This is a genomic window from Lysinibacillus sp. LZ02, from assembly GCF_050613145.1.
Taxonomy (GTDB): Bacteria; Bacillota; Bacilli; order Bacillales_A; family Planococcaceae; genus Lysinibacillus_B.
In genome coordinates this window covers 2,887,731-2,900,759 of the sequence record NZ_CP192507.1, presented here as the reverse complement: position 1 = coordinate 2,900,759, position 13,029 = coordinate 2,887,731, and the positions used below count along the sequence as shown (strand labels likewise).

10 protein-coding genes and 1 riboswitch are annotated in these 13,029 nt (G+C 40.6%); of the genes, 9 read left to right on the top strand and 1 reads right to left on the bottom strand.

The features are described 5' to 3' along the window. Nucleotides 1–80 precede the first annotated feature (80 nt). A complete protein-coding gene (locus tag ACQQ2I_RS14160) occupies nucleotides 81–1,253 on the bottom strand; it encodes a PucR family transcriptional regulator (protein ID WP_431027440.1) in 1,173 nt (390 codons plus the stop codon). Between the two features lie 155 nt (nucleotides 1,254–1,408). Here ACQQ2I_RS14160 and ACQQ2I_RS14155 point away from each other — a divergent pair, with 155 nt between their 5' ends. From ACQQ2I_RS14155 to ACQQ2I_RS14115, 9 genes are all read left to right on the top strand, one after another. Continuing rightward, entirely contained in the window at nucleotides 1,409–2,653 is a 1,245-nt protein-coding gene (locus ACQQ2I_RS14155; RefSeq protein WP_431027439.1) for a Zn-dependent hydrolase, read from the top strand. A gap of 17 nt (nucleotides 2,654–2,670) precedes the next feature. Then, on the top strand, nucleotides 2,671–4,077 hold the full coding sequence (hydA, locus tag ACQQ2I_RS14150) for a dihydropyrimidinase (RefSeq protein WP_431027438.1): 1,407 nt from the start codon (nucleotides 2,671–2,673) through the stop codon (nucleotides 4,075–4,077). 27 nt (nucleotides 4,078–4,104) lie between these two features. Beyond that, nucleotides 4,105–5,472: an NAD(P)-dependent oxidoreductase gene (locus ACQQ2I_RS14145; protein ID WP_431027437.1), complete on the top strand. Its 1,368-nt coding sequence runs from the start codon at nucleotides 4,105–4,107 to the stop codon at nucleotides 5,470–5,472. Between the two features lie 22 nt (nucleotides 5,473–5,494). Continuing rightward, entirely contained in the window at nucleotides 5,495–6,775 is a 1,281-nt protein-coding gene (gene preA / locus ACQQ2I_RS14140) for an NAD-dependent dihydropyrimidine dehydrogenase subunit PreA (RefSeq protein WP_431027436.1), read from the top strand. A 38-nt stretch (nucleotides 6,776–6,813) separates the two neighbouring features. After that, on the top strand, nucleotides 6,814–8,310 hold the full coding sequence (locus ACQQ2I_RS14135; protein WP_431027435.1) for an NCS1 family transporter: 1,497 nt from the start codon (nucleotides 6,814–6,816) through the stop codon (nucleotides 8,308–8,310). A 14-nt stretch (nucleotides 8,311–8,324) separates the two neighbouring features. Continuing rightward, entirely contained in the window at nucleotides 8,325–8,531 is a 207-nt protein-coding gene (locus ACQQ2I_RS14130) for a hypothetical protein (protein WP_431027434.1), read from the top strand. A gap of 752 nt (nucleotides 8,532–9,283) precedes the next feature. Further along, nucleotides 9,284–9,598, top strand: a complete 315-nt coding sequence (gene trxA / locus ACQQ2I_RS14125; RefSeq protein WP_431027433.1) for a thioredoxin — start codon at nucleotides 9,284–9,286, stop codon at nucleotides 9,596–9,598. 78 nt (nucleotides 9,599–9,676) lie between these two features. Continuing rightward, a complete protein-coding gene (uvrC, locus tag ACQQ2I_RS14120) occupies nucleotides 9,677–11,467 on the top strand; it encodes an excinuclease ABC subunit UvrC (RefSeq protein WP_431027431.1) in 1,791 nt (596 codons plus the stop codon). 34 nt (nucleotides 11,468–11,501) lie between these two features. After that, nucleotides 11,502–11,679: riboswitch (Lysine riboswitch) on the top strand. 85 nt (nucleotides 11,680–11,764) lie between these two features. Next, nucleotides 11,765–12,985, top strand: a complete 1,221-nt coding sequence (locus tag ACQQ2I_RS14115) for an aspartate kinase (RefSeq protein ID WP_431027430.1) — start codon at nucleotides 11,765–11,767, stop codon at nucleotides 12,983–12,985. Nucleotides 12,986–13,029: the final 44 nt, after the last annotated feature.

Below are 13,029 nucleotides of genomic sequence, written 5' to 3'. Positions count from 1 at the left end.
GTATTCCTGACATTTATCGTATCAACTCTAAATATGGAAAACAATGAATATTCTGATAAAAAATTTTGTGCAAATGCACATCACATACGATGTTTTAACACATCCTCGATTAAAAAGGCGAGATAGAGATTCGTTTTAGTAAACGTATTATTAAGGTTTATGTCGAGTAACGTTTCAATTTTGTTTACTTTATAAAGTACGGTATTTCGATGAATGAAAGTACGTTGGCTAATGCGGTTTGTACTGCCGTTTTCTTCTAAATAAATGCGCAAAAACAAAATAAAATCTGTGTTATTCAATTCATCATAACGATACAGTCGCCCTAACATCTCTTGATGAAAATTTTCGAGTAATATGGGATTATCAATGCCCATAATAATTTGATAGGCCCCGATATCTTTATATTTATATAAATATTGATTGTTATGCAAGTTTGCAAGTTGAATAACAGTTAACGCCTCTTCATAGCTTTTATGGATTTTCTCCAGCGCTGTATAAAAACTACCCATTCCAATGATTACATCTAGTTCACCGTATTTTTTTTCAATTCGATTATAGATAGAGGTGACGGTTTGAGAAAACGGAATATTTATCGTTTTAACACTTGTCCGATCGATTAAATAGATTAACTGATTTCGATATTGAAAATGAATAAAATGCTCGTAGCGTTGTTGGAATGCCGTTAAAACGAATGTAGCATAGCGTCGAATATTCGTAGCTTCACTTCTAGTTGCGCACACGATAATACCGTATTCAGCATGCTTTGGAAAGTTAAGTCGTTCTAGTGTTTCTGATAGATGGGTTACATGATGTTGATAGCTAAAGAGAAGCTGATTCATTGCTTGCTCTTCTAATGAACGTTCTTGTTGATTGGTCGTAATAAATTGAAACGTTGCTTTTAATAAGTCTGTTACGCGGTGTTCCCACTCCATTTGGAAGAGCGGATATTCCTGCTCATTGGCGAATTGAATGATACAATCCGGGATTTGAGGAATATATGGACCGATATTAATAATAAATCCAGCCGTACGTTTATTGAAAGTTTGTCGGATAAGCCTTTGGAGAGCGTTTATATCATTTGCTATTAACACACCGGTTGTAACGACGAGCTCATTCGGTCTACAAAACATAGTCAGTTCCTCTTTTTCTACGATGTTTATACCATTTACTCTACGATAAATCCCGCTTTCACCTGCTATTAACTGAAGCTGTGGAAAAAGCGATGATTGCATCATTTGCGAAACCGTTGCCATACGCCCATCTCCTTTCTCTTATGACGTAAAATATAGCATTATACTTGTGCATATGCACATTTTTTTTCTTACTTTTTGACATATACGTAAGAAAATATGACATATATAATCTGTGATAAGCATTTACGAGTGTGTTAGAAGGGGGAGTGTGCGAAGTGTATAAGTGTAATCAGATTCGTTTACAGCAAACACTGGAGCAGTTTAGCCAATTCGGTGCTACAGAAAATGGTGGAGTTACAAGACTTTCCTTATCCAAAGAAGACGTACTAGCAAGAGATTATTTTAAAAAATGCTGTGAGGAGCTCGGTATGGAGGTCAAGGTAGATGATATGGCCAATATGTATGCCACGCTACCCGGCAAAAAAGATTTACCACCTATTGTGATGGGCTCACATTTAGATTCTGTTATTAAAGGTGGGCGTTTTGACGGGGTGCTCGGTGTATTAACGGCGCTAGAAGCGATACGTACCATCCTTGATAATGACATCGAGCTAGATACACCACTAACCATTGTGAATTTTACAAATGAAGAAGGTGCACGCTTTGACCCAGCGATGATGAGCTCAGGAGTTCTTACAGGAAAGTTTGCGCGTGATGTGATGCTACAGTCTACAGACAAAGAAGGGACAACTTTTGCACAAGCACTTGCGCAAAGTGGCTATGAGGGAAGTAAAGAAAATCGATTACAAGATGCACTCGCTTATATTGAATTGCATATCGAACAAGGCCCCGTACTAGAGGCGGAACATATTGAAATTGGTGTAGTTGAAGGGGTAAAGGGAATGGTCTGTTATGAGATTCGCATCAATGGTGAATCTAATCACGCCGGTTCAACACCGATGCGGATGCGTAAAGACCCAATGATGCTTGCATCGAAGATTATGAACGAGTTGGATCAGAAGCTTGGGCAATTAGACGAAGAACTAGTATACACATTTGGGCGTATGAATGTGGCGCCAAATATTCATACCGTTATTCCGAGTGAAGTCGTCTTTACAATTGATTCTCGTCATAAAGACCCTACAGTGATGAAACAAGTAGAAAGTGTATTGGTTAGTCTTTCAAGTGAGGAAAATGGCTGTACCGTACAGGCCGTGAAGCTATGGGGACGTGATACGGTACATTTCAATCCAATCATTTGTGATGAAATTGCAGCGGCATGTAAAAACTTTGGCTACTCATCGCTTCGTATGTATAGTGGACCGGGTCATGATGCTCAGTTTATCGCATCCATCGTACCTTCTGCGATGATTTTCGTTCCAAGTGTAAATGGTAAAAGTCACTGTGAAGAAGAGTTAACAAGCTATGAGGATTGCGCAAAAGGTGCTGATATTTTACTAGAAACAGTCCTAATGCTTCAAGCAAAACAAAGCTTAAATCAAACAGCCATTAGTAAATAGGAAGGTGGTTCATGTACATGAAAAAGGTAATCAAGGGCGGTAAAATTGCGACAGCAACAGATGTATTTGAGGCGGATATATTAATCGAGGAAGGTGTCATTACACAAATTGCTAAAAGTATTGATGTAGCAGATGCAGAGGTTATTGATGCTACAGGCAAATATGTGATGCCAGGTGGAATCGACCCCCACACACATTTAGACATGCCTTTTAACAATACAGTGACAGATGATGACTGGGAATCAGGGACAATTGCAGCAGCTTTCGGTGGCACAACAACAATTTTAGATTTCTGTTTATCTGCTGGAGAGACAAAGTTAGCTGATGCAGTAGCGAAATGGCATGAAAAAGCAAAAGACAAAGCTGTGATTGACTACGGCTTCCATTTAATGATTACAGACTTTACACCTGAAACGGAAAAAGAATTGCCGACTATTTTAAAGCAAGAAGGCATTACCTCTATCAAAGTATTCATGGCCTATGCGCGGGAGTTTCAATCATCTGATCGTACGTTATTTAAGGCATTTAAAATTGGCAAGGAAACAGATACGGTTGTGATGGTGCACTGTGAAAATGGTTCAGTCATTGATGAGTTAGTAGAAGAAGCGTTAGCAAACGGTAACACAGAACCAATTTACCATGCACTCACTCGACCGGCAGCTGTCGAAGGAGAGGCAACGAAGCGAGCAATCGAATTAGCGAACATTGCAGGGGCAAAGTTATACGTAGTACATGTGACGTGTAAGGAAGCAGTTGATGAAATTATTAGAGCACGTGAGAAGGGCTACGATGTACTCGGTGAAACGTGTCCACCATATTTAACATTAGATCAATCAATGCTAGCGCAGCCAGACTTTGAAGGAGCCAAATATGTTTGGTCACCGCCGCTTCGCCCAGCGTATCACCAAGAAGTATTGTGGAATGCATTGAAAGCAAAACAGCTACAAACGATTGGCTCTGATCAATGTTCGTTCAGCTTTAACGGTAAAAAGCAACTTGGAATCAATGATTTCTCTAAAATTCCAAATGGCGGTCCATTTATTGAGGATCGTTTTGGCATTCTTTATTCAGAAGGAGTGGCGAAAGGGCGTATTACGGTGAATGAATTTGTTGATATGATTTCAACAAGTGCAGCTAAAACATTTGGATTATTCCCGAAAAAAGGAACGATTGCAGTGGGCTCAGATGCAGATGTGGTGTTATTTGACCCAGACGTAAAACGTGTCATCTCTGCGGAAACACACCATATGAATGTAGACTACAACCCATATGAGGGATGGGAAGTAGCAGGTGAGGTACAGACCGTTCTTGTACGTGGAGAGTATGTAGTGAAGGAGAAGAAGTTCGTTGGTACGTTAGGCAGCGGACAATATATTAAACGTAAACCAAATTCGAAACTAACAGAGCAACTTGCACTCAACTAATAAAAAAGATAGAGGGGTGAAGAACAGATGGCAATGATTCACGACAAAATGATTGCTGAGAAGTTAAAGAGAAATTTCGAGGAATTGGAGCCTGCGTTAACAAGTTATGAAGCGATAGAAGAGGCAAATCGCTGCTTATATTGCTACGATGCAGCTTGCATAAAGGCATGCCCGACAAGTATTGATATTCCGAAGTTTATCAAAAAAATTGCATCTGGGAATTTAAAGGGCTCGGCACTAACGATTTTACAGGCTAATCCACTTGGTGCGAGCTGTGCACGTGTTTGTCCGACTGAAGAGCTTTGCGAAGGAGCTTGTGTATTAAATCATCAGTCTAAGCCTATTGATATCGGGCGTTTGCAACGCTATGCAACCGATTGGGCGATGGCATCTAGTGCCTCATTATTTAAAAAAGGAGCGCCTCAACAAAAACAGATTGCCATTATTGGTACAGGTCCAGCAGGGTTGGCTGCTGCGCGTGAGTTAGCATGTCTTGGCTATCAGGTCACGATGTATGAAGCAGAAGAAAAAGCTGGGGGCTTAGGTCGCTATGGGATTGTTGCTTTCCGTTTACCGAATGACGTTGTCGAGTGGGAAGTAGAACAAATTACAAACTTAGGTGTTGAAATTCGGACGAATACAGTCGTCGGTCAACATATTTCGGTAGAGGAGATGTTAAATCGATATGATGCTGTAGTGTTAGCGGTCGGTATGGGGGCCGTTCCGAATTTAGGTATTAAAGGTGAGGGGCTTACAGGCGTATATGACGCGATTTCATTTATTAAAGACACAAAACTAGACAATCTCACATCGGATTTAATTGGCAAGCGAGTGGCTGTCATCGGGGCAGGGAATACAGCTATTGATGGTGCGACAAGTGCCATTCGTTTAGGAGCGTCAAATGTCAAAATCCTCTATCGTCGTACGGAGGAAGAAATGACAGCTTATGAATTTGAATATGAATTTGCGAAGCAAGAAGGCATTCAGTTTGAATGGTTGACAGCACCTATCAATATTATTGGCAATGACGATGGACAAGTGATTGGTATTGAATGTGTAAAGATGGTGCTTGGGGAGCCTGGTGCAGATGGTCGACAAAAACCAATACCGGTCGAAGGTTCAGAGCACGTGATTACAGTAGATGCCGTTATTAAAGCAATTGGACAATCGCGCTATACAGAACTAATTGAAGCATTTGACCTAAAACACGAGTGGGGTGTCGTAAAGGTTGACGAAGAAACGTTGCAAACATCGAACCCTAAGGTGTTTGCATGTGGAGACGTGATCTTCGGGAATGGGCAAGGAGAGGCGATGGTAGTGACGGCTGTCCAACAAGGAAAAGATGTAGCTTTAAACATTCATAACGTATTTCAAACCGCATCACAAAGCGCTTAGCACATAAAGAGGGGGGAACAAGATGGCAGATTTACGTATCAATCTAGCAGGAATTGAATCACCAAATCCATTTTGGTTGGCATCTGCACCACCAACAAACTCAGGTTATCAAGTCCAGCGGGCATTTGAAGCTGGTTGGGGAGGCGCTGTTTGGAAGACACTAGGCGACCCGATTTTAAACGTTTCTTCGCGCTTTGCAGCAGTCAACTTTAATGGTCAACGTGTAGCAGGTTTTAATAATATTGAGCTCATTACAGATCGACCGCTTGAAGTGAATTTAAAAGAAATTTATGAGACAAAAAAGCGATTCCCAAACCATACGATTATTGCTTCATTAATGGTTGAGCCGAAGCGCGAAAAATGGCATGAAATTGTGAAACGAGTAGAAGATGTTGGTGTTGATGGATTTGAATTAAATTTCGGTTGCCCGCATGGTATGGCTGAACGAGGAATGGGTTCTGCATCAGGGCAAGTGCCAGAATTAGTGGAAAAGCAAACTTACTGGGCAAAAGAAGCAGCTAAATCACCTGTTATTGTAAAGCTTACGCCAAATATTACGGATATTACTGTAACGGCAGAAGCAGCGGTTGCAGGAGGCGCGGATGCGATTAGTATGATTAACACGATTAATAGTTTAGCAGGTGTAGATTTAGATAGTTGGAACACAATACCGCATGTTGCTGGAAAAGGAGCCCACGGGGGTTACTGTGGTCCTGCCGTAAAGCCAATCGCTCTGAATATGGTGGCTGAATGCGCACGAAGCCCTCGTATTAATGTACCGATTTCCGGGATAGGCGGCATATCTACGTGGCGTGATGCAGCTGAATTTATGTTAATGGGCTCGAGCTGTGTACAGGTGTGTACGGCAGCGATGCATCATGGATTTAGCATTGTAGAGGATATGATTGAGGGACTGAGTAATTACTTAGATGAAAAAGGATTAGCCTCAGCGATGGATTTAGTCGGTCGTTCTGTTACACGTTACTCGGATTGGGGAAATCTAGACCTCAACTATCAAATTGTCGCTCAAATTAATAATGATGTATGTATTAATTGCAACAAGTGCCATATTGCCTGTGAAGATACGTCGCACCAATGTATCGATCTTTATACAGAGAATGGTCGTCCAATGTTAAAAGTCCGTGAAGATGATTGTGTTGGTTGTAATCTTTGTTCGATTGTTTGCCCTGTCGATGGTGCGATTACAATGGTCGAGAAGAAAAATACATTGCCGCCAATGACATGGAATGAGCGTCAAGCGATTATGAGTAGGTTTACGCCAACGTCAAATGTAAAGTCGTAGAGTGCCCGCTGAAAACTTCATAAAGGGGAGTCATCAATATGGAGAGTAAAGGAAACTATTTAAAGTCGCCCGATTTATTGCCTGTGACACATGCAAAACGTGTAATTAGCCCGTTTGGTTTTTCGGTTATTTGGGTAGGAATGGCAATTGTATTAGCTGCCTTTGCTATAGGTGGCGGGGGGATTGTTCATTTACCGCTCCCGTATGTCATTTTAGCCACGTTAGTTGGATCAGTAGCTATTGGGATTTTTATGACTCTAATTGGTGATATTGGTGTGGAACATGGGATTTCCTTCCCGGTATATATGCGTGCTCCCTTTGGTACGATTGGTACACATTTTCCATCTGTTATGCGAGCATTTACAGCAGCCTGTTGGTTCGGGATTAACTCTTATTTCGGTTCAACCGCCATCAACGGTATTTTAAATTTATTATTCGGCTTTGATAACTGGATTTTATGTTTCATTATCTTCGTTACATTGCAATTAATTAACACGTCACTCGGCATTAAATCGATTGAACGCTTTGCCGATTTAGCAGCACCAATCATCATTTTAATTTCTTGTTGGATGTATATTACATTAGCTGATAACGCAACAGCTCAAGGAAAAGATGTTTGGAGTTGGGTGGAGTCACCAGTAACGGGCGCAGCAGGCTTCACTGCATTTATGATAGTCGTCATGGCCAATATGGGCTTCTGGGCGACATTAGCAGCGGATATGCCTTCGCTCTCTCGCTTCTTTAAAGCACCAAAAAATGAACGAAACTGGTTTAAGCGCAATAAAACACAATTACTAGGTTCACTTGTTGTGATGCCAATTACGAACACATTTATGGTAGCCATTGGTGCCATTTGTTATATGGCGGTCTCAACTGCTGACCCAATTACTGCATTGCAATCCAGTGCAAACGGGATTGTTTTAGGGGTATTACTGTTAATGATTGTGTTAGCACAGTGGTCAACAAATACTTCCGCAAACGTTATTCCAGCGGCAACAGTTTTCTCCAATGTGGGTGGTCCGAAAGTTCCGTTCTGGGTAGGGGTTATCATTACGGGGATTATCGGGACAATTGTTCAACCTTGGAGCTTATTTGATATTTTAAATAGCGTTCTGTTAATTATTGGTGGTATTTTAACCGCCATTGTAGGGATTTTATTCGCTGATTATTATTTAATACGAAAGCGCCGTGTCAATGTCGATGCACTGTATGAGCTAGAAGGGCAGTTTAAATATTTTAAAGGATTTAATTTCGCTGGTTTGATTGCATGGGCTATTGGTGGCGGTGTTGCCAACATGTTTCCTACGTACTCGTCGCTTATTGGCTTCTTTTTAGGGGCAGCGGTCTATTATGTGCTTGCGAAATATTGGTGGTTTGTGAAGTATCCACAAAAGGAAATTAATAACCCGAGTGACGAGCTGTATCTAGGGATAACAGCAGGAAACGACTGGGAGATTGATAAAAAAGTGTATCAAGAGCCAGAACCGAACCTCGAATCAGAAACACTAGATCCACCTGTAGTGCAGAAACAATAGAAAGGAGTAGACCGATGTCATCGTATAGTGAAGTTGTACAAGAAATCGCGCGGCTTGATGTGTTGTTAGCCCAAGGTTATAAGATGAAGTGTGTCTATGAAAATTTAAGTGGTACATTTATAGAATTACAATGCGAAGCCGATACGACTACGTTACAGCTCTTAACAGCAGACGCACGCAAATATCTTGCTGTGAAGCTAAGGGAAACGATGGTCTCCTAATGAATAAGATGATCGTTTGTTTAATATAGAAAGTTAATTAATAAACTTATAACGAGTAAATTAATGAACATATATTACCATTTGAGTAACCGTTGCTTTCCGCTGCGGCACTCGCTTTCCACGGGCGAGATCAAGCCTCCTCGTCGCTCATGCTTCGCTCCTGCGGGGTCTTGATTGTCTCGCTTTTCCCGTAGGAGTCTCGTGCCTCCGCTACAAGCAACTATTGTTCAATAAAATAACCTGATTGCTAAACAATAAGGAGAATCCTCATTGATGACAATAGCGGCTAGGTGACGATACGTGCAAATTGAAATAAAATGATTTCTTTTAGAGAAGAGAAATGTTTTTCTAAAATATCGAGAAGTATTCACCTTTGCCGTAGCGCGCCATAGCCACAGGAGCCGGAACAGGAGATCCAAACAGGCCACGCCTGTTTTAGCTCCTGTTATGGCTGTGGCAAAGCGCGGAGGCTATGATTACGATTAAGTTTAGTATTTTTTGGGGATTTTTCGTTTGTATTTTTGCTCTTTATGAGTAACAAATTATCGAGACTGTTCAAAGTTGAACAGTCTCTTTTTGGTAGTTAGATTTTGACCAAATGGAAATACTTTTTGCATGTTCATAATAGAGTAAGATAATAATATTCTCATGGACATTTTGCCAAAACGTTTTAGTTAGAGCAGAATAATTCCAATTTATAAAATGAACATGCTATACTACAAGCATATGTAATATGAAGGAGGCTATTTAAAATGGCAATTGTACAAGGTACAGATTCAAACTTTCAACAAGAAATCGCTGAGGGCGTAGTATTAGTAGACTTTTGGGCTGCTTGGTGCGGACCATGTAAAATGATCGCTCCAGTGTTAGAAGAAGTAGACGCTGAAATCGGTAACGAAGTGAAAATCGTAAAAGTAGATGTGGATAATAACCAAGGAACTGCTGGTGAATATGGCATTATGTCAATCCCATCATTATTATTATTCGTTGATGGCGAATTAAAAGCAAAAACTGCTGGCTTTATGCCAAAAGAAGCGTTAGTTGATTTCATTAACGACAACAAATAATCATAATAACTATACAAGTCGAGTACAAACACGTGCTCGGCTTTTTTTCATGCATTATAATAGGCAGTAGGTGATGATATGAATGATTTAATTAAAAATAAGTTAGCGATTCTTCCGGATGAGCCAGGCTGTTATATCATGAAAGATCGTCAAGGAACGATTATTTATGTCGGCAAGGCAAAAAAATTAAAAAATCGTGTACGCTCGTATTTTAATGGTTCTCATGATGGAAAAACAGCGCGTCTCGTAAGTGAAATTGAAGACTTTGAATACATGGTAACGACCTCTGAGCTTGAAGCTTTAATATTAGAGCTCAATCTGATCAAGTTACACGACCCAAAATATAATATCCGACTGACAGATGATAAAACATATCCCTATATCAAAATTACAAATGAAAAATATCCACGTATTATTACAACACGTAAAATCAAAAAGGATAAGGCCCGTTATTTTGGTCCTTACCCAAATGCTTTTGCAGCGAACGAAACACGTAAAATGCTAGATCGTATTTACCCGCTCCGAAAATGTGCACAGTTACCAAGCCAAGTGTGCTTGTATTATCATATGGGGCAATGTCTCGCGCCTTGTGTAAAGGATATCGACAAAAAAGTATACGACGAAATGATTGAGGACATTTCAAAATTTTTAAATGGTGGCTATGAAGAGGTCAAAAAAGAGTTGGAAGTAAAAATGCTAGAAGCCGCGGAAAAGCTTGAGTTCGAGCGAGCAAAAGAGCTACGCGATCAAATCGCGCATATTGAAACGGTCATGCAAAAGCAAAAAATTATTTCAGATGATTTATCGAACCGAGATGTATTTGGCTATGCAGTCGAAAAAGGCTGGATGTGTGTACAAGTATTTTTTGTTCGCCAAGGAAAATTAATTGAACGTGATGTATCTATTTTTCCTGTTTATCGTGATCCGGAAGATGAGTTTTTAACGTTTGTTGGACGATTTTATGAGTCGCCTCAACATTTAAAACCGAAAGAGATTTTCATTCCGAACACGATTGAGGGGACGTTACTTGAACACTTACTAGATGTTAAAGTCATGACGCCAAAGCGTGGACAGAAAAAGGAACTTGTCGAGATGGCCACAAAAAATGCGCAAATCGCGATTCATGAGAAGTTTCAATTGATTGAAAGACAAGAAGAACGAACGATTGGTGCATGTGAGTCATTAGGGGATGCATTAAATATTTCAACGCCTTTCCGAATTGAAGCGTTTGACAATAGTCATATGCACGGCGCTGACCCTGTTTCGGCAATGGTTGTATTTATTGATGGGAAACCAGCGAAAAAGGAATATCGCAAATATAAAACGAAAGAAGCAGCAAAGCATGATGATTACGGGGCGATGGAGGAAGTGATTCGCCGCCGGTATATACGTGTACTGAAAGAAAATTTACCTTTACCGGATTTAATTATCGTCGACGGTGGGAAAGGGCAAATGGAAGTCGCCCGTAGTGTATTACAAAATGAACTTGGTTTAGTCATTCCAATTGCAGGACTTGCAAAAGATGAAAAGCACAATACATCACAGCTGTTATTCGGTGATCCACCTGTACCAATTGACATGAAGCGAACGAGTGATGGCTTTTATTTATTGCAACGTATTCAAGATGAGGTACACCGTTTTGCGATTACATTTCTTCGTCAACAACACCAGACAAATGCGATTCAATCCGTGCTTGATCAGATAGAAGGTATCGGTCCAAAGCGAAAGCAACAACTGCTGAAACATTTTGGGTCAGTCAAAAAAGTGCGTGAGGCAAGTATTGATCAATTAATGGAAGCCGGTATGCCGAAAGCACAGGCAAATAACATTTTTCAGTATTTTCAAAATGAAGCGTTGAAAAAACAGTAGGCGTGTGCTACGCTTACAACATAATTTCATATCGAGTAAAGGTAGAGGTGCGGGTTTCAAGAGTACCGCTTGTGAGGAGGAACAACTCCAGTGAGCAAGTGTGAAAGGGGAAACCGCCGAAGTGACTAACCGTTGTTTCCGATTAGTCGCTGGTTTTGCATTTAAAAAATGTCAAACTGTCAGAATGCATATTCTGGAGAGCTATCTCAAGCAAACTTTTTCGTTATAATCGTTTACTGAGGCGGCTTTTCATATTAGTGAAAAGCCGCCTTTTTGTATAAGAAAGGGTGTGGAAAAATGAGCAGTATTGTCATGAAATTTGGTGGACCAGCTGTTGCAACGCCAGAGAAAATTCAAGAAATTGCAAGGCGAGCAATAGCAGAACAAAGGAAAGGACTAAATGTGGCTGTCGTCATTTCACCGATGGCAACCATTCGCCGTGAGTTGCAGGTATACGTGTCAGAACTTTCAGATAACCCAACGAAACGTGAGCAGGATGTTTTACTAGCGACAGGGGCACAAATGACGAGTGCATTATTATCCATTGCCATTGCCGAGCAAGGTGGTAAAGCCGTATCACTTTCAGGATGGCAAGCAGGAGTTGCAACGGATAGCTTACATAGCAATGCACGTATTGAAGCAGTGAATACTCAGCGCATTCACCAACATTTTGAGCAAGGGGAAATAGTTATTATTGCGGGCTCCCAAGGTGTGGATAGCCATGAAAACATAACGACATTTGGTAAAGGTGGTTCAGAAACAACGGCTGTAGCAATTGCAGCCGCTATTGATGCGGAACGTGTAGATATGTATACAACTGTAGAGGGTATTTATACCGCTGACCCTCACATTGTGCCTCATGCCAAAAAATTAAAAGAGCTATCATATGATGAAATGTTGGAATTAGCAAATTTAGGGGCAATGATTATTCATCCACGAGCAGTAGAGCTAGCGAAAAAATACAACATGCCAGTAGTTGTTCGCTCAAGTACAGTGGATGTGGAAGGGACATTGTTAAAGGAGGAAGTGGAGATGGAGATGGAGAAAAATTTAGTTGTGCGCGGCATTGCATATGAGTCAGACATTATTCGATTAACAGTTGGCTATGATTCATACGAGGAGGCATCATTAGCTGATATTTTTACCGTACTAGCGGACAATGGTATTAATGTCGATATTATTGTACAGGCGGTCATTGATAAGGTGAAACCAACAATCTCATTCTCGATTGAAAAAGATCAATTTGCAGAAAGCTTACGTGTATTAGAATCTAGTAAACTATCACTTGGTTTTAGTTTTGCGGATTTTGAAGTAGGGTTAGCGAAAGTATCGATTGTTGGATCGGGTATGGTATCTCATCCCGGTGTAGCAGCTCGTATGTTTGCGCGACTGAGCAGAGAAGGTATTGACGTGAAAATGGTGAGTACTTCTGAAATTAAAGTGTCAGTTGTTGTACCGCAAGAGGATATGATAAAAGCAGCGAATGTATTACATGAGGAATTTCATTTAGCTATATAATGGAAGATAGCTACAAAATTAACGGGAAATATCCTGGTTTTGTA